Annotated in this window: 14 protein-coding genes; 5 read left to right on the top strand and 9 right to left on the bottom strand. The window is 63.2% G+C overall.

Going from position 1 to position 16,772, the window contains the following annotated elements; translation table 11 throughout:
- Positions 1 to 16 precede the first annotated feature (16 nt).
- Together V473_RS17130 and V473_RS17125 are read right to left on the bottom strand one after the other, a co-directional pair.
- Positions 17 to 802 carry an SDR family NAD(P)-dependent oxidoreductase gene (locus V473_RS17130; protein WP_066607833.1) on the bottom strand — a complete coding sequence of 262 codons (786 nt, stop codon included), beginning with the start codon at positions 800 to 802 and terminating at the stop codon, positions 17 to 19.
- Positions 803 to 960: 158 nt separating this feature from the next.
- A complete protein-coding gene (locus tag V473_RS17125) occupies positions 961 to 1,824 on the bottom strand; it encodes a helix-turn-helix transcriptional regulator (protein ID WP_066607830.1) in 864 nt (287 codons plus the stop codon).
- A gap of 130 nt (positions 1,825 to 1,954) precedes the next feature.
- On the opposite strand from V473_RS17125, the gene V473_RS17120 reads away from it, so the two are divergent.
- Both V473_RS17120 and V473_RS17115 read left to right on the top strand, forming a co-directional pair.
- A complete protein-coding gene (locus V473_RS17120; RefSeq protein WP_244884467.1) occupies positions 1,955 to 3,247 on the top strand; it encodes a sulfotransferase family protein in 1,293 nt (430 codons plus the stop codon).
- Positions 3,248 to 3,338: 91 nt separating this feature from the next.
- A complete protein-coding gene (locus V473_RS17115; RefSeq protein ID WP_066607827.1) occupies positions 3,339 to 3,656 on the top strand; it encodes a 2Fe-2S iron-sulfur cluster-binding protein in 318 nt (105 codons plus the stop codon).
- A 12-nt stretch (positions 3,657 to 3,668) separates the two neighbouring features.
- On the opposite strand, the gene V473_RS17110 is transcribed toward V473_RS17115, so the two are convergent.
- Complete coding sequence (locus V473_RS17110) at positions 3,669 to 4,322, bottom strand: TetR/AcrR family transcriptional regulator (protein ID WP_242495990.1); 654 nt, start codon at positions 4,320 to 4,322, stop codon at positions 3,669 to 3,671.
- 78 nt (positions 4,323 to 4,400) lie between these two features.
- Here V473_RS17110 and V473_RS24675 point away from each other — a divergent pair, with 78 nt between their 5' ends.
- From V473_RS24675 to V473_RS17095, 3 genes are all read left to right on the top strand, one after another.
- Complete coding sequence (locus V473_RS24675; protein WP_066607824.1) at positions 4,401 to 5,339, top strand: Rieske 2Fe-2S domain-containing protein; 939 nt, start codon at positions 4,401 to 4,403, stop codon at positions 5,337 to 5,339.
- Positions 5,340 to 5,353: 14 nt separating this feature from the next.
- Complete coding sequence (locus V473_RS17100) at positions 5,354 to 6,427, top strand: aromatic ring-hydroxylating oxygenase subunit alpha (protein ID WP_066607822.1); 1,074 nt, start codon at positions 5,354 to 5,356, stop codon at positions 6,425 to 6,427.
- A gap of 61 nt (positions 6,428 to 6,488) precedes the next feature.
- A complete protein-coding gene (locus V473_RS17095) occupies positions 6,489 to 7,565 on the top strand; it encodes an LLM class flavin-dependent oxidoreductase (protein WP_066607820.1) in 1,077 nt (358 codons plus the stop codon).
- Positions 7,566 to 7,625: 60 nt separating this feature from the next.
- On the opposite strand, the gene V473_RS17090 is transcribed toward V473_RS17095, so the two are convergent.
- The 6 genes from V473_RS17090 to V473_RS17065 all read right to left on the bottom strand — a co-directional run bounded on the left by V473_RS17090 (position 7,626) and on the right by V473_RS17065 (position 16,602).
- Positions 7,626 to 9,293, bottom strand: coding sequence for an FAD-dependent oxidoreductase (locus V473_RS17090; protein ID WP_066607818.1), 1,668 nt, complete (start codon positions 9,291 to 9,293; stop codon positions 7,626 to 7,628).
- A 35-nt stretch (positions 9,294 to 9,328) separates the two neighbouring features.
- Entirely contained in the window at positions 9,329 to 10,249 is a 921-nt protein-coding gene (locus V473_RS17085) for a TIGR03619 family F420-dependent LLM class oxidoreductase (protein WP_066607816.1), read from the bottom strand.
- Between the two features lie 82 nt (positions 10,250 to 10,331).
- Complete coding sequence (gene npdG / locus V473_RS17080; RefSeq protein ID WP_066607814.1) at positions 10,332 to 10,988, bottom strand: NADPH-dependent F420 reductase; 657 nt, start codon at positions 10,986 to 10,988, stop codon at positions 10,332 to 10,334.
- On the bottom strand, positions 10,985 to 11,815 hold the full coding sequence (locus V473_RS17075) for an SDR family NAD(P)-dependent oxidoreductase (protein ID WP_066607810.1): 831 nt from the start codon (positions 11,813 to 11,815) through the stop codon (positions 10,985 to 10,987). Before V473_RS17075 ends, npdG begins: the two co-directional genes overlap by 4 nt.
- The gene (gene cofH, locus V473_RS17070; RefSeq protein ID WP_066607807.1) at positions 11,812 to 14,151 is read right to left on the bottom strand and encodes a 5-amino-6-(D-ribitylamino)uracil--L-tyrosine 4-hydroxyphenyl transferase CofH; all 2,340 of its coding nucleotides are present in this window, start codon (positions 14,149 to 14,151) and stop codon (positions 11,812 to 11,814) included. Before cofH ends, V473_RS17075 begins: the two co-directional genes overlap by 4 nt.
- A gap of 69 nt (positions 14,152 to 14,220) precedes the next feature.
- The gene (locus V473_RS17065) at positions 14,221 to 16,602 is read right to left on the bottom strand and encodes a TonB-dependent receptor (protein WP_066607804.1); all 2,382 of its coding nucleotides are present in this window, start codon (positions 16,600 to 16,602) and stop codon (positions 14,221 to 14,223) included.
- Positions 16,603 to 16,772 lie beyond the last annotated feature (170 nt).

Genomic DNA, 16,772 nt, shown 5'->3' with positions numbered 1-16,772 from the left:
GGCACCTGCCGGACGATCAGTTGGCGAACAGCTTGCCGCCATCCACGACCAGCGTGTCCCCGGTATGATAGGACGCCATGTCGCTGGCGAGATAGACGACCGCCCCCTCCAGGTCGGCGGGTTTCCCTGCGCGGCCCAATGGAGCCTTTGCCGCAACCATGTCGGCGAGCATCTGGCCGACGGCGGGGTCGGCGAAGGTCATGTCGGTTTCGATAAAGCCGGGCGCGATGACGTTGCAACGCACACCAATCGGCCCCAGTTCGGCGGCCAGCGCCTTGGCCAGCGAATTGAGCGCGCCTTTGGCGATGCCATAATGGGCCATCGTCGGCACGCCCTGAAAGATCGACCCGCTGCCGCAGATGATGAGCGATCCGCCCGGATCGCCCGCCTCAGCCCGCGCCTTCATGTGCCGCGCGCCTTCGCGCAGGGTGAATACCGCGCCGTCCAGATTGACGTCGATCAGCTTGCGGTATGTCGCAACGTCCATGTCGGTAAAGGCGACCTGACTGGCAATTCCGGCATTGGCGACCAGCGTGTCAACCCGGCCCATCGCGTCGAGCGCGCGGGCGAAACCGGCGACGATCGCCGGCTCGCTGGCCACGTCCACACTGTCGGCAAATACCCTGACCCCATATTGACGCAGCGCCTGTGCCGCTTCTTCATTCCTGTCGGCGCGCCGCCCCCACAGGATGATGTCGCTGCCCGCGCGCGCCAGCCCACGGGCATAGCCGAAACCCAGTCCCGAATTGGCGCCGGTGACCAGCGCCACCTTTCCCGTCAGGTCGAACAGATTTTCCGGCATTGCGCTTCTCCTGCTGGCCGCTCGTCACAGGGCGACGCTTTGGCGCGACAGTGCGGGCGAAGGCGAGCGACGACAAGGGGGCGGACTTGCGCGGTTGCGCCAATGCCATCGCCAAACTGCCCTGGTCCCCAACACCCTGGCGCCAAATTACCCGAACGTCAGTGCAGCATAGATTCGCGGAACTGCCGGGGCGTCAGGCCGGTCGCCTTGCGGAAGGCTGCGGAAAAGGCCGCCGCGCTGTCGAACCCACATTCCCACGCGACCACCTTGATCGCGGCGCTGTCCTGCCGCAGCAACTGCCTCGCCCGTTCGATCTTGCGATCTGTCACATATCGGGTCAGCGTCTGCCCGGTGGCGGCGCGGAACTGGCGAAAGAAATGCCGGGTCGAAAGGCCACATTCCGCCGCCAGCTCCGCAACGGCAGGCGCCTTGCCCGGCTGTTCGATGCGATCGGCGATCCGCCTGATCTGCCCTCGCGACAGGCCGCCCTGCGTCCCGCCATCCTCTGCCGACTGACGCAGATAGCGTTGCAGGTCGATCGACGCCTGCATCCAGATCGCCTGGGTCAACATCTCGCTGCAAAAGCCCGGTTCAGCAATCTCTCCGGCAATGCGCCGCAGCGCGTCGCGGACCACGGGGCTGCGCACATTGAGCGACGCCTGCAAGGCGTCGTCCGACAAATGCAGCGCATCGCCATCGAACGCCGTCCCGTCGAAACCGCAACAGATCGACATCTGCTCCCCCTCCCCCCATGCGGTGTGTAACGGATTTCCCGCCGGAATGAAGATGATGTCGCCCAGTGCGCTGGTCGGGCCATGATAGCCGCCGCAGGGCTGCCCCGGCCTTGGCGACAGCGCCAGATCGAGGAAGCTGCGCGGCGAGGAGAAGACCCCCCCCTGCGCCCCGCGAAAACGATAATGATGCAATTCCATCACCACGCCGGGCAGCGCGATCCGCCCCTTGACCGTGCAGTCCATGGCGGGCGTGACCGGCAGGTCATAGACTTGGGAAACAGCGTCCATCCATCCTCTCCGCTTGGCTCTTTGGCGGCCCTGTGGCGCGATGACGCAGCAATTGGCGCAGCGGCGATGGCCGCGCACCTTGCCGAAGACAGGGTGGCCGCGATTAGATGGCGCATCAAGACAGGAGAGCATGATGGGCAGTCCCGCGCAGGAAGCGGCCGCGCGCCGCAATATCATAGACATTACCGACCTGCATCATCCGGTGCTGACCGACATCCAGAAACAGGTGATCGCCGGGGCGCAGGCGGCAGCGGACCAGATCGTCTTTCAGCCCGCGATCATCCTGGACGCGGCACAGGCCCAGACCGGCCTGTCCGATTTCGGCGCGGACGATTTTCGCGAAAGGCTGGCCGTCTGGTGCCAGGCGATCGAGGAGGACGTCAATGCGTCAGCGGTCGCCCGCGCCAATCTGTTCCAGATGATGATCCGTTTCGCCGCGACCCGGCTGCGGATCGAGGATATGGTCAGGCGTCATCCGGAAATACTGGACATACAGATCGAACGGCCGATCATCGTGGCGGGCCTGCCCCGGTCGGGGACCACGCATCTGCTGGGGCTGCTGTCGGCCGATCGCCGCTTCCGCTCCCTGCCCTGGTGGGAGGCGATCGCGCCGGTGCCCGCGCCCGACGAGCAGCCGACGCCGGGCGACGCCAATCCCCGCTGGACCAAGGCCGAACAGGGATGGCGGATGATGGAGAGCATATTGCCCTACATGGCGATCATGCACGAATTTTCGCCCGACCATATCAGCGAGGATATCGAACTTCAGGGACCGGATTTTTCGTCCTACCTGATCGAATGGCTGGCGATGGTGCCACGCTGGCGCGATTATTATCTGAGCCACGACCAGTCGGGCACCTATGCCTATCTGAAAAAATCGCTTCAGGTGCTGACATTTCTGAACGGGCCGAACCGCTGGGTCATCAAATGCCCGCAGCATATGGAGCAGTTGCCCGCGCTCCATAAGACTTTCCCGGACGCGACGTTCGTCATCACCCATCGCGATCCTGTCGGCTCGATCCGCTCGCAACTGACCATGTACAGCTATGCCGCCCGCATGTTCCGAAAGTCGATCGATATACGGGAGCCGCTGGGGTACTGGCCGGACCGTTACGAAAAATTGCTGCACGCCTGCGTGCGCGATCGCGACATATTGCCGCCCGATCAGACGATCGACGTCTATTTCCACGACTGGATCAAAAATCCCGATCCGATCCTGAAAGAGATTTACCGCATCGCCGACATTCCCCTGACCGACGAGGCGCTGGCCGACCTGCATGTCTATCTGGCCGAACATGGCGAGCAGACGAAGGGCAAGATCGTCTACGACCTGGAGCGGGATTTCCACGTCACCGGGGACGAATTGCGGCGCCCCTTCGCCTTCTATTTCGATCGTTTTCCAGTGCAGGTCGAAGTGAGATAGCGTCGCTCGCGCCCTGTCTTTCGGCAGGCAGGGCGAGGGGCGGGCCGCATTAGGAGCGCCTATCCCTTCCGATTTCCAGCCGAGGACCATCATGCCCGAACTCAACGTCATTACCCGCGACGGCACCTGCAAGACGATCGACGCGCCTGCGGATGTGTCGGTGATGGAAGCGATCCGCGATGCGGGCTTCGACGAATTGCTGGCGCTGTGCGGCGGATGCTGCTCCTGCGCTACCTGCCATGTCTATGTCGATCCGGCCGTCGCCGCGACGTTGCCGCCGGTAACGGAAGATGAAAGTGACCTGCTCGACGGTTCGTCCCACCGCACCGAACAATCCCGCCTGTCCTGTCAGCTGATGATGTCTCAAGCGCTGTCGGGCATGACCGTCACCATCGCACCCGAAGATTGACCGCAACGCGGGTCAGCGAATGGGCGGAAGCAGCGCGGCGAGAAGAAATCCTGCCAGTCGTTCGGCTTGCGCGGTGGCGTGGATGGCATCCACTTCCCGCCCCGCACCGATCCGCTGCTGCATCGGCACCGCACAGAAATAATAGCCTACCCCCTGCACCAGCAGCGCCATGAGCGCCGCGGTAGACAGGTCATGCACAGGCCGTTGCCGCTTCACTGCGTCCAGCAGGTCGTCCAGGCGGCGCTGGAACGGCAGCACGAAGCGTTCAACGATATGGTCGAGTCGCCAGGTCGACCGGCACCCTTCGACATTGGTAAGCGACACAATGTCTCCGTTGCTGGTCGCCCACAGACAAAAGCGCTGGATCAGATGGCGCAGCCTGACTTCGGGATCGGCCGGCTCGTCGAAGGCCGCTTCGACGAAAGGGGACGCCTGCGCCATGCGCCAGTCGACCGCGCGCACCCACAGATCCTCCTTTCGCCCGAAACGGACGTTGAGCAGATTGTGGCTGACGCCCAGCCGTTTCGACAGGTCGCGCAGCGTCGTCCCCTCATAACCGCGTTCGGCGAAGGTAGCGAAGGCCAGGCCGAGCAGCCGGTCTTCGTCCACAGCCTGAATAGCGTTGAGTGCGGGGCGGCCGCGGGCGCGCTGGGGTCGATCGAGCATCTGCTGATCCATAGTGAAAAGACGTTGACATATAAATTGTCATACGTCAATTTAATCGCAGGAGAAGGAAATACCGCTATGAGTCTCGCTACTGATCTTTGGTGGGCCGTCGCACGGTCGGAGGAAGTGACTTCCAAAAAGCCGCTGTCGGTCGATATTGGCGACCAGCCGGTCGTGCTGTGGCGCGACAATCAGGGGATCGCCCGCGCGCTGGAGGACCGTTGCCCCCATCGCCGCGCGCCGCTTTCGCTGGGCTGTGTCCGCGACAATGGGCTGATCCAGTGCGGCTATCATGGCTGGAGCTATGACGGCGAAACGGGGCGGTTGAAAGAAATCCCCAATATGAAGGATCAGCAGAAATTTCCGCCGATCTACAAGGCCAATGCCTTCGGCGTCAGCGAACAAGCGGGTTTCGTGCGCGTATGCCTCAATCCCAAGGCCGAAGCGCCGTTGAGCGCCGATCCCAAATATACCTATGTCGGCACCGTCAACGTCAGTTGCAGCCATCAGGAATATCTGAACGCCCTGTATGACGACCCTGCGCTGGTCATCGCCATTCGCGGCGTGCGATTCAGCCCTTATCTGATGGCCGAACTGCATGAAGAAGGCGGAATGTTGGTGATGGAGCGCAATTGCCAGTGGAATCCGCTGCACTGGCCTTCGCATTTCGTCGCCGAATTTCCGCTGACGCTTCTGACCCGCACGCATCCATCGACCGGCGAGACGCAACTGACGCTGCGCGACGATCAGTTTAATGATCTGCTCCATGCGGTGCTGTCGCCGGTTCCGTCGGCGCGCGGCGTGACCGCCGTTCGCTGGCGGGCGGAAATGGGGGTGCGCCATCCGGGCGTCCGCGGCGCGATCTTGCGCGGTATCAACCCCCTGTCGGTCCTTGCCACCATCGACGGGTTGAAACTGCGGACCACCAAGCCGACCGTATCGCTGCATGGCGAAGATTTGCGCGCCACCATGCTCGACGCCCCGCATAGCGCCCAAGACCAGACCCAGGCCGCCTGAAGGAGGATTTGAAGATGTTGGAAGTCGCCGACCGCCCCGTCTCGCCAGACGACAATGCCCCAGCCTCAACCGGGGGCAGCCCGATTGCGATGAATGTCGTCAATCGTTGGGTGCCGCACAATATCGTAATGCTCGACAGCTGGTTTCCGGTCGCACATGACTATTCCGTGAGCGGCAAGCCGGTCCGCCGCGCCATCTATTCGCACCCCATTTTCCTGTGGCGCGACAATGGCGTTGCAGTCGCCAGCGAATTTCACCCCAATGAACGGATCGCGCGCGACAAGAGCGCGCATACCGATGCGCGCGGCCGCTACCCGGTCATGGAACATTATGGCGTTGTGTGGGTGTGGTTGGGCAATCCGCTGGCCGCCGATCCGCGCCATTTGCCCAGCCTGCCCTTCCTGCCGCCCCAGGGTGGACTGCCCCGCCACATGACGGCGACGGTCCGCTTCGAAAGCTCCGCGCCGATCAGCCTGGAAAATCTGATCGACCTGACCCATGCCGATTTCCTGCACGCCGACGTGGTGGGCGATGAACGGTCGGACAGCGAGACGGTGGAAACCTATTATGATAGCGAAACCGTCACTATGGTGCGCACCTGCGTCAACAAATCGGTCGCGCCGGTGATGAAATTCTTTAGCGGTATCAAGCAGCCGACCCAGAATGTGCGGCAGGTGATCCGAATCTATCTGCGTTCGCATTGCGCGATCGCCTATGGCCGGTTCAGCCCCGGCGACGATGTGCCGCTGTTCCATCCTTGCACCCCCGAAACGCGCGATCGCACCCGGATGGAGATGGTGATGAACACCAGCAACGCCGGGCGGATGTTCCGCCATGTCATGCCCAAGGCCGGGTATAAGGTGTCGCGGCAGGACAGCTATATGACCTCCCCGCAAAGTCCCCGCTATATGCGCCACACCGACCGCAAGGATCTGCACAGCAAGTTCGACCAGGCCGGGCAGCGCTATCGCATGGCGATGATGGAACTGGCCGAGCGGCAGGCGAAGGGCGATTTTGCCTATCGGGACAATGTGAGCGACGATTGCAGCGAAATCATCGGCCTGCGTAAGGAACTGTTCCAGTTCTGATACCCCCCTCCCCCCTGAAGGGCGGACCCTCTGGTCCGCCCCGCTTTTTTCAGGAACAGAGATGACATATCCGGTCAATGCCGTCGGCGGCGAGCGCCGCTGGTGGGGCGTTATGCCGACCCTGCCCGCGCCGATGATGGCCGGGATCGGTCAACAGATGGAGCAGGTCGGTTTCGAAGGCTGTTTTTCGCTCCAGATTTACGGCCCTCCCTTCGTGCCGATGGCGGCCACGGCTGCAACGACCAGCCGTCTGAAGGTCGGCACCGGCGTCGCGATCGCAGGCACACGCAGTCCGGTCGAAACCGCCTATGCGGCAATGGATGTCGACCGGATTTCGGAAGGGCGCTTCGTCCTTGGTCTTGGTTCCAGCATCAAAAGCTGCGTCACGGGCATGTATGGCGAGCCCGAACGCAAATTGCTCACCCATCTGCGTGAAAGCGTCAAGGTGATCCGCTATGTCATCGCGAACGCGCATAAGGGACTCGATCCGATCGCGGGCGAATATTTCACTGCGGATTTCGCCGAAATGATGGTCACCGCGCCACCTGTTCGCACCGACATTCCGATTTGGATCGCCGCCTTGCAGGACAAGATGACGGCGCTGGCGCTGGAGGTCGGCGACGGGCTGATGGTCCATGCGCTGTGGTCGGCGGCCTATACCCGCAGCAAGCTGCCCTTTATCGAAGCGACCCTGGCGCAACACGGGCGCGCGCGCAGCGACATAGAAATTAACGCCTGGCCATGGATCGCGGTCAACGACGACAAGCAGAAGGCGATTGACGACAGCCGCGCGACGGTCGCGGCCTATTCGGGCTACAAGGAATATGAGCCGTTCTTTGAGGCGATTGGCTTTGGCGACCAAGCCCGCGCCTGCCAACTCAGCCTGGGCGAACATGGCGACATCGCCAATGTGGTTGGCAATGTCCCGGACGAGATGGTCGAAGCGTTCGTGACCTGCGGCCCGGTGGACGAGGTGCTGGAAAAGATCGAACCTTTCTGGGACGTTGTGGATTCGCTCTGTCCGATGACGCCTTATCGCGATCTGACGATGGAGCAGATGACGCAATATAATGCGGGTCTGTACGCGCTGGTCGCCACGGCAAAAGCGCGGGCCGGAGCAGTCGCCGAACCAGTTTGAGAGGCGGATAAGTAACAGGCCCGCGCTATTACCGATAGCGCGGGCCTTGCCTTGTGCCGGTCAGGCGGGAACCAGCGCCTCGGCCCCGAATGCGGCCATCGCCTGCCCGGCGATATAGCCGGTGACCATGGCCGGACCGACATTGCAGCCATGGGCGGGCGACTTGCCCCGCCAGATCGAATTGGCGTCGAGGCCTGCGGCATAAAGGCCCGCAACCGGCGCGCCACCGGTGCCAATCACCCGGCAATGCGCGTCGATCTTCAAGCCTACCGTCGTCGATCCATCACCGGGATGGATCTTGATCGCATAGAAGGGCGCCTTCTCGACACGGCCTAGGCACGGATTGGGTTTGTGCTTCGGATCGCCGATTTCGATGTCAATCTGGGTGTCGCCCTTGCCGAAATCGGGGTCTTTGCCTGTTTCGGCATAGCGGTTCATCTTGGCCACGGTCGAAAGCAGGCCGTCGCCATCGACACCGATCTTGTCGGCCAGTTCGCGCAAAGTGGGTGCCTCGATCACATAGCCTGTCGCGATCAGCTTTTTGAGGCCGCCACCACCCGGCAGCACCATCCCCATGCCATAGGTTTTGACGAAATGCGCGTCGCCGATGATGTGGGCTGGCACCGTGCCGGTGGCGTGCATCGCCTCTACGAAATGGACCGAGGCTTCGTTGCCAAAGCGCTCGCCCTTCGCGTTGACGGCGATGCAGCCGGGTTTCGACATGTCGATCAGATGGGCGTAGCGGGCGACATAGCCGTCTGACCGGGTCATGGTCGATACGACCGCCCAGACCGCGTTGACGAGGTTGTCGCCGTCCAGCGACGCGCCAGCCTCCAGGCCCATATTCATGCCGTCGCCGGTATTTTCATAGGGCAGGATCGAGACATGCTGCTCCGCAAACGGAATATAGGCTTTGCGCAATTGTTCGCTGGCGGAAAAGCCGCCTGCTGCCAGCAGCACGCCGACCCTGGCCGCGATCTCTTCGCCACCCACGCGCACGCCGGTCACGCGGCCATCACTGACCAGCAGGCGATCGACCGCCGCGTCCTTGCGCAGGGTGATGCCCGCGTCGAGCGCCGAGCGCAGCAGCCGCGCGACGAGCGCATTGCCCATCGTCAGCCGGGTGCCGCGCGGGTAGCGGCGCAGTTTGTCCGCGCCGAATTTCGCCGCCAGCTTGCCGAAGTGAAACAGGGATTTGGGTGATGGCATCGTCGCCAGATAGGGCAGGTCGAACAGGTCGATCATGAAGCCGCCGGGCGCGTTGAATTCCTCACGCGCGGGGCGCAGGTCGGCGAAATGCGCGCCGAGCAACTTGCCGTCATATTCCTGGGGCGAGAGGAGACGGCCCTGGTCGGCGGCCCCTGCGATGTCGGGATACCAGTCGCTGCTGGGCGGGGAAAGGAGGAAGCGGACCGCGCTGTTGCGTTCCAGCCAAGCGACCATGGCCGGTGCCGTATCCAGATAGGCGTCGATCAGCGCCGGGTCGGCGCTCGGCCCGATGACGTCGAGCACATATTGGCGGGCAACCGCCGCGCTGTCATCGACGCCGGCGGCCTGCGCCTGCGGGCTGCCCGGCACCCAGATGCCGCCCCCCGATATGGCGGTCGTGCCACCGAAATGCGCGGCCTTTTCCAGCACCAGCACCGACAGGCCCGCCGCAGCGGCCCGCAGCGCCGCCGTCAGGCCCGCCGCGCCCGATCCGACGACGACCACATCATATTGGGTCATGATCTACTCCGATTCAGTATGCGGGTGGGCAATGCTCACACCTTGGGCATGATCTCTTCGGCCACCCAGTGCAGCCGTTCGATATATTCGGTGAGGCCCGTCATGCCCGGTGGCAGCGGCACGATCGTTTCGTTCACGCCCAGATCCTTCAGCCAGCCGATCTGGTCGATGATCTTCTGCGCATTACGGGTGCCGGGCGCGCGGGGATCGTCCATGATTTCGTGATGGGCGCCGACATTGAGCATTTCGAGCGCGAAGAACAGGTCGATCGGGCGGCCATCATAGGTCGGCTGGGTGCGGATGAGGTCGAGGCATTGGGGGAATTTTTCGGGCGGGGTGCGGAAAGGCGACCAGCCGTCGCCGAATTTCGCGACACGCTTCAAGACCGGTTCCGCGTCGCCGCCAAACCAAATCGGCAGGCGCGGCTGCTGCACCGGCTTGGGCGCGAAGCCGACATTCTTGAAAGAAACAAATTCGCCCTCGAAGGTCGGCGTGTCGGACGTCCACAACTCGATGATCGCGGCGACATATTCGTCCGCCATGCGCCCGCGATTGTGGAAATCGACGCCCAGCATGTCGAATTCCTCCTTCAGCCAGCCGACCCCGAACAGCGCGGTGGCGCGGCCGCCGCTCAGCCAGTCGAGCGTGGACCAGGCCTTAGCCTGCACGATGGGGCTTTGCAGCGGCAGAATGGAGACGGACGAACTGACCCGCATTTTCGCGGTGCGCCCGGCAAGGAAAGCCAGCGCAACGGTGCCATGGACATAATGGTCGCCCGACAGCGCGACATGTTCCTGCGGGATGATGAAATGCTCGCCCAACATGCATTTGTGAAAACCCAGATCATCCGCGATCTTGAGCACATGGCCTATGTCATCGCCGGTCAGCGCATGTTCCCATGGTTGCGTCATCGCCGCGACGTGCATCGAATTGGGCACACCGATGTTGAGCTTCATTCCTCTATCCCCTTGGTCACTTATGCCGGACAGAATGGCGCACCCGGCGCCACCCTCGCACCTTCCGCCCGGAAGGGGGCGGTCAATCGGCGGGCGGGATCAGGTCGCCGGTGATGCGGATGCCAGCGCCATCTACCTTGTAGGTCTTGTTGAGAAAGATGAGGATGGACGTCAGCGCTTCGGCCGCGGCGGCATTGCACAGCGCGCCGCCATGCAGGCCGCGCAGGCCCATCGCATCGGCCAGCGCCACGACCTGACCACGCGCCGCCTTGTCATCGCCGAACACCAGCACGTCGCAGCCGACATCGACATCCTTGGCCAGCTTGTGCGCGGCGACATTGTGGAAGGCCGACACAAGCGTCACGCCCTCGCCCAGCGCTGCCTGCGCCCGCAGCGCAGCGGAGCCTTCGGCGGGAAGCTGCACGCGCATCACCTTGGGCGGGACCAGCGGGACCGTGGTGTCCACGACGATCTTGCCCGCGACATGGGGCGCGATGTCGCGCAACGTCGCGTCCTGCGCGGCAAAGGGCACGGTGACGATGACGATGTCCGCCCCCGCCGCCGCCTCGATATTGGTCGCGCCCGAAAGGCCGTGGCCAAGCTCTGCGGCCGCCTTTTGCGCGCCGTCGGCGCTGCGCGACCCGATGACGACGGGATAGCCCGCGTGGGCGAGGCGCCAGGCGATCGCCGCGCCCAGATTGCCGGTGCCGCCGACTACGGCGATAGCAGGAAGGCTCATGCCGGTTTCCCCGTCTGCATCGCGGCGAAGCGCATCATGTCCGCATAGACCGCCGAATGGGATGTGAAGCCGCCATCGGCGACGATCGACGCGCCGGTGACATAGCGCGCCTGATCGGACGCGAGGAAGGCGACGACTTCGGCGATATCTTCGGGGCGACCCAGATAATCGACCAGATTATGTTCGGTCATCAGCTTCTGGGCCTCCAGCGGCATATTGTCATCCAGCGCTTCCGTCATCACCAGCCCGACCACGACCACGTTGGAGCGGATGCCCTGCTTGCCGTATTGGGTGGCGATATATTTGGAGAGGCCCAGCATCCCGGCCTTGGTCGTGCCATAAGCGGGATAGTCGAGGTCGCCCGCCAGCCCCTTGCCGGAGCCTGTGAAAACGATCGACCCGCCGCCTGCCGAAAGCAGATGGGGAATGGCGTGCTTGGCGCATAGCATCGACCCGCGCAGGTTGGTGGCGAAGGTGCGGTCCCAGAAAGCGACGTCCATGTCCGCGATCAGCGCGTCTTCGTGCATCAGGCCGGTCTGGGCGGCGTTGCTGTGCAGGATATGGAGACCGCCGAAATGGTCGACCACCCTGGTTATGCCCGCCGCGATCGAGGCTTCCTCCATCACGTCCATGGCGACGGCCAGCGCCTGCCCGCCGGCCGCCGTGATTTCCTCTACGACATGGGCGAGCCGCGCTTCGGTGCGGCCGGTGATCGCGACCTTCGCGCCGCGTTGCGCCATCATCAGCGCAGTGGCGCGGCCGATGCCGCTGCCGCCGCCGGTGATGATCGCCACCTTGTCCTTCAGGGGGTGCGACAGATCGGTCATAGAGACTCCGTGATGTGGGTTTGCCGGGGCAATACCGGCTCGTAAAGGGTGGTGCGCTGACGCACCGGGCGGCCGACCGAAGCGGCCAGCGCGCGCATTTCCGCCGGGCCAAATTCCTGGCCGTTGACGCCGCCCGCCGCGCGGGTGATCGATTCATCCATCAGCGTGCCGCCCATGTCATTCGCGCCCGCATTCAGGATCGCCGCCGCACCCTCCGGTCCCATCTTGACCCAGGACACCTGGATATTGGGGATCAGCGGGTGCAGCACGATGCGGGCGATGGCATGCATCAGCACCGCCTCGCGATAACTTGGTCCCGACCGGGCCAGCCCTTTGCGCCAGATCGGCGCTTCCATATGGACGAACGGCAAGGGCACGAATTCGGTAAAGCCGCCGGTCTGTTCCTGCAAGGCGCGGATGCGCAGCAGGTGGCGCGCCCAGTGGCGATAGCCCTCGACATGGCCGAACATGATCGTCGCGGTGCTGCGCAGGCCGATGCCATGGGCGACGCGCATCACCTCGATCCACTCGTCCGCGCTGACCTTGTCCGGGCAGATCAGGGCGCGGATTTCGGGGTCGAGTATTTCGGCCGCGGTGCCGGGCAGCGTGGAGAGGCCCGCCGCCTTCAACCGCGCCAGATAATCCTCCAGCGGCAGGCCCAGCGTCTGCGCGCCATGGGTGACTTCCAGCGGAGAGAAGGCGTGAATATGGATATCGGGCGCGGCGTCGCGCACGGCCTTTAGCACCGCCAGATAGGTGTTGCCGTCATAGTCGGGATGGATGCCGCCTTGCAGGCAGACTTCGGTCGCGCCGCGATTCCAGGCTTCCGCCGCGCGCCGCCCGACCTCGGCATAGTCGAGCCGGTAGGCGGGACCGCGCATCGCCTTCGTACTGCCCTTGGAAAAGGCGCAAAAGCCGCATTTGTAGAGGCAGATATTGGTATAGTTGATGTTGCGGTTGACGGCATAGGTCAGCGTCTCGCCAACGCTCTCCTGCCGCAGCCGGTCGGCTTGGGCGACGATGGCGGCAAGGTCATGGCCCTCCGCATCGAACAGGGTTACGATGTTGCGCTCGCTCAGGCGCATACCCGCTTCGGCGTCGCGCAGGATCGCCTGCACCGATACCGACGCTTGGCCGGCATCGCCTCCGGTCAGCGCAGGCGCGGCGTCGCCATGTCCGGCCGCCCAATCGTCGGGCTTGGGCAGGCCACGTCCGTCGATAGCGCGCAGGATGTTGGTCGCGACCGCGGGGGCGGCCCAATCCCGTGCCGCCAGCGCATAGCGTGGCCCGATGGCGAGCCGCTGGGCCAGCGTGCGGCCAGCGGCGCGGGTAGCCTGCGCCAATGTCTCCAGATGCGGCCAAGGCGCTTCGGGGTTCACATGGTCGGGCGTCACGGGCGACACCCCACCCCAGTCATTCACTCCGGCCCGGATCAGAGGGGCGAGATCGACCTGGTCGTGCAGGTTGGGCGGCGCCTGGATCGTCATCTCCGGCCCCAGGATCAGCCGCGCGGCGGCGATCGCCCACAGATGGTCGTCGAGCGCCGGTTCGGTATGATCGGCCATCCGCGTGCCGGGCTTGGCTCGGAAATTCTGGATGATGACTTCCTGAATATGGCCATATTGGCGATGTAGATCGCGGATGGCGACGAGCGCTTCGACCTGTTCGTCGCGGGTATCGCCGATGCCGATCAACAGCCCGGTCGTGAAAGGCACTTTGGCGCGGCCCGCCTCGGCGATCGTGGCCAGGCGACGCGCGGGCTCCTTGTCGGGCGAGCCGAAATGCGGCCCACCGCGCGCGCACAACCGATCGGCGCTGCTTTCCAGCATGATGCCCATGGATGCGGCATGAGGCCGCAGCAGGGCATAATCGGCCGCATCCATCAGGCCGGGGTTGAGGTGGGGCAGCAGGCCGGTCTCTTTCAGGACCAGTTCGGCCATTTCGGCGAGATAGGACAAGGTCGAAGCGTGGCCCAGCCTGGCAAGCGCCTCGCGCGCAGCCCCGTAGCGGTCTTCGGGTCGGTCGCCCAATGTAAACAAGGCTTCCCGGCATCCCGCCGCGACACCGGCGCGCGCGATCGCCAATACTTGCTCACGGTTGAGATAAGCGTCTCCCGCCTGCGCGGGGGTGGTAGCAAAAGTGCAATAATGGCAGACGTCGCGGCATAACTTGGTCAGCGGGATGAACACTTTGCGCGAATAGGTGACGCGCGCGCCATGCCCCTCCACCGTCAATGCCTGTGCGGTCGTCATCATCGCGTCCAGACTAGTAGCAAGCAGAAGGGCGCTGATGTCACCAGCGCCTGCTTCCCAGCGATGAAGATCGTCCAAAGTCACATCCTACTCCGCGCTTATGCTACCCCATCGCGGCGGCGGAGTAGAGCCTGTCCACTCCGCCGCCCATATTCAGAACCGATATTTCGCGCTGACGCCCCAGGTCCGCGGTTCCCCGGCATAGACCGAGCTGAGCGGGAAAGAGGCGAGTAGCACACTCGACGCGGAGAAATATTCCTCTTTGAAGAGATTTTTGACGAATACACCCAAGTCCAGGCCCGTTCCACCGATACCGCGCCAGTCGAGCCGGGCGTTGGCCAGCTTGTATCCGGGCAGCTTTTCACCGTTCTGACCACCGAAATCGTCGGTCATGAACAGATCGGCATTGAAGGCGAGGTCGCCATCGGCTGGCCTGACGGGCAGGATCCAGCTGACGCTGGCGGTGCCGGAAAAGGTCGGCGAATAGGTGTTGATCTGAGCCTCGCCCACGGTAACCGCAGCCGGCAGGCCGGCGGGAACATCGACCTTTTCGACCTTCACGTTAGTATAGGCGGCATTGAATGCGACGGTCAGGTTGCGGCTGGGACTGATCGACGCTTCCAATTCCACACCCCAAATCCGCAGATCGGCGACATTCGCCGCCAGCGAACCGTTGGTCGGCGAATCCGGCGTACCATTGGGTACGATCGTCTGGGTGTTGAGGAATTGCAGCGCATTCTTATATTTGCTGTAATAGGCGGCCAGGTTCAACCGACCCCGCGCCGACCCGATATGATAGTCATATTTCGAGCCAACTTCGATGTCCGTGATCGTTTCTTCGTCGGTCTTCTGAAACGGGCGCAGATCAGGGCATATCCCGCCCGTAGCCGCGCAGGCAGCGTCGGTCCCGCCGGTCGTGAAAGGCGTTTCGAACAAGGGCGTGTTGATATTCACGCCGCGATACCCCCGGCGCGATGAAATATAGAGCAACCAGTCGGGCGTCGCCTTATAGTCCAGGCCAATGGTCCAGCTTGGCTCCTTACCCTTGTTGGATACGGTGCCGACGCCGTCGGCCAGACCCAGATTCGCAGTCGCAAGACAGGTATCTTCGTCTACATAGCTGGTACCGATTGTGCCGCCACAAGCCGACACCTTGTCCCAGCTGTAGCGCGCGCCAAGGTTCAACTTGAGCTTGTCGGTGATTTCGTAGCCGATCTGACCGTAGACCGCCCAATTCTTGTTACGGACATGGGCGCTAACTGCCGGGGCAGGCACGCCCCCCACCGAAAAGGCGGTAAATTGCGATCCGGTCGGCCCGGCGGACCTGTCGTCATTATAGAATATGCCGGTAATGAAGTTGAACGATCCGAAATCGCCCAGCAATTGCGTTTCGTTGGTCAGATATTGACGATCCAGCACGGATGCGGCGTTGAACAAAGTAAAGGGGACCGCCGCCGGGAACGGCGCGGGCAATCCGGTCGGGATCGACAGGTTCGGCAATGCGCCGGTGTTGATGAGCTGGTCGCTGAAATTCTTGCGGAAACCAAAGATATTGCGCAGAGTCAGATCGCCGAAGCTGAACGAGGTGTCGTTGGTGATCGACGTGGTCTTGCGGAATGCCCGCCCGCCATTGATACCGCCGTCGAACGAACCCCGGCGATTGGCGCGCTGCGTCTGGAGCGCCGCCTGCGCCTGCGGATCGAGCACGCCCAGACCAAAGGCGGCCAGCAGAAAATTCTGACGCAGCAGATATAACCCGCCGGCCAGTTCATCGCTTTTGAAATATTCGTAGACGGTCGTGCTTTTCAACCCCTCAACCGGCTCCAGCAGCAGCGAAAGGCGGAAGGCGTCCTGCTTGATATTGTCGAAGCCCGGCCCACCGTCGAACGCGATCGTCCGCGGATCCTGTCGCCGGATCTGGCCGGCCGCGCGAAAGGCGACCTTGTCCGCAATGATCGGAATGTTGATCGCGGCTTCCACTTCGCGATAGTCGAAACTGCCGTAAGTGCCCTCGACATAGCCTTCAAATTCATAGGTCGGCTTCTGGCTGCCGATCACCACCGCGCCGCCCAGCGTGTTGCGGCCAAACAGCGTCCCCTGCGGACCTTTGAGCACCTGTATGCTGCCGATGTCATAGGTCGGCACGTTGGAGCCGACGGACGGCAGCGGCGTATCGTTGAGATAGATGACCACGCCCGGCGTCACTTCACCCAGCGGCAACTGGCCGATGCCGCGCAGCGTCAGCGCCACATTGTCCTTGCCCCCTTCGGACGAGAAGGTGAAGCCCGGCGCGATCGTCTTGATGTCGCTGACCGTCTGGACCGTGCTGCGTTCCAGCGCTTCGGTGGAAAAGGCAGCGATGGAAACCGACACGTCCTGTAACCGTTCTTCGCGACGACGCGCAGTCACGACGATGTCGCCGCCGCTTGCGCTTTCGGCCTGCGGCGCAACGCCAGCGGCATCCTGCGCCCAAATCGGAGTCGCCATCGGTGCTACGGTCGACAAAAGGGCCAGTTTAAAAAAGCCGAATTTCATTCTCTCTCTCCCAGGATCATTGGGACCACCTGTTCTTTGCGCAGGCATCGTCCCGACGGAGCATAGAGGCCTTTGCGGCCGTTTTTCTCCACCTACCTTTCGGCAGGAATCATTGCACAGTTACAAACAAATCTGTCTATCGTTGTATTTATGGCGCAGCCGTCACAGAT

Source organism: Sphingobium cupriresistens LL01 (assembly GCF_001046645.1).
In the GTDB taxonomy this organism is placed as follows: Bacteria; Pseudomonadota; Alphaproteobacteria; order Sphingomonadales; family Sphingomonadaceae; genus Sphingobium; species Sphingobium cupriresistens.
Note: the sequence above shows the minus strand (reverse complement) of the source record. Positions and strands in the feature narration are given on the sequence as shown.

Excerpts from the sequence above, each read along its gene's own strand:
- V473_RS24675 (WP_066607824.1), top strand. The coding sequence starts at position 4,401 with ATGAGTCTCGCTACTGATCTTTGGTGGGCCGTCGCACGGTCGGAGGAA.
- V473_RS17090 (WP_066607818.1), bottom strand. The coding sequence starts at position 9,293 with ATGACCCAATATGATGTGGTCGTCGTCGGATCGGGCGCGGCGGGCCTG.
- npdG (WP_066607814.1), bottom strand. The coding sequence starts at position 10,988 with ATGAGCCTTCCTGCTATCGCCGTAGTCGGCGGCACCGGCAATCTGGGC.
- V473_RS17065 (WP_066607804.1), bottom strand. The coding sequence starts at position 16,602 with ATGAAATTCGGCTTTTTTAAACTGGCCCTTTTGTCGACCGTAGCACCG.
- V473_RS17130 (WP_066607833.1), bottom strand. The coding sequence starts at position 802 with ATGCCGGAAAATCTGTTCGACCTGACGGGAAAGGTGGCGCTGGTCACC.
- V473_RS17115 (WP_066607827.1), top strand. The coding sequence starts at position 3,339 with ATGCCCGAACTCAACGTCATTACCCGCGACGGCACCTGCAAGACGATC.
- V473_RS17120 (WP_244884467.1), top strand. The coding sequence starts at position 1,955 with ATGATGGGCAGTCCCGCGCAGGAAGCGGCCGCGCGCCGCAATATCATA.
- V473_RS17125 (WP_066607830.1), bottom strand. The coding sequence starts at position 1,824 with ATGGACGCTGTTTCCCAAGTCTATGACCTGCCGGTCACGCCCGCCATG.
- V473_RS17110 (WP_242495990.1), bottom strand. The coding sequence starts at position 4,322 with ATGCTCGATCGACCCCAGCGCGCCCGCGGCCGCCCCGCACTCAACGCT.
- V473_RS17100 (WP_066607822.1), top strand. The coding sequence starts at position 5,354 with ATGTTGGAAGTCGCCGACCGCCCCGTCTCGCCAGACGACAATGCCCCA.
- V473_RS17095 (WP_066607820.1), top strand. The coding sequence starts at position 6,489 with ATGACATATCCGGTCAATGCCGTCGGCGGCGAGCGCCGCTGGTGGGGC.
- V473_RS17085 (WP_066607816.1), bottom strand. The coding sequence starts at position 10,249 with ATGAAGCTCAACATCGGTGTGCCCAATTCGATGCACGTCGCGGCGATG.
- V473_RS17075 (WP_066607810.1), bottom strand. The coding sequence starts at position 11,815 with ATGACCGATCTGTCGCACCCCCTGAAGGACAAGGTGGCGATCATCACC.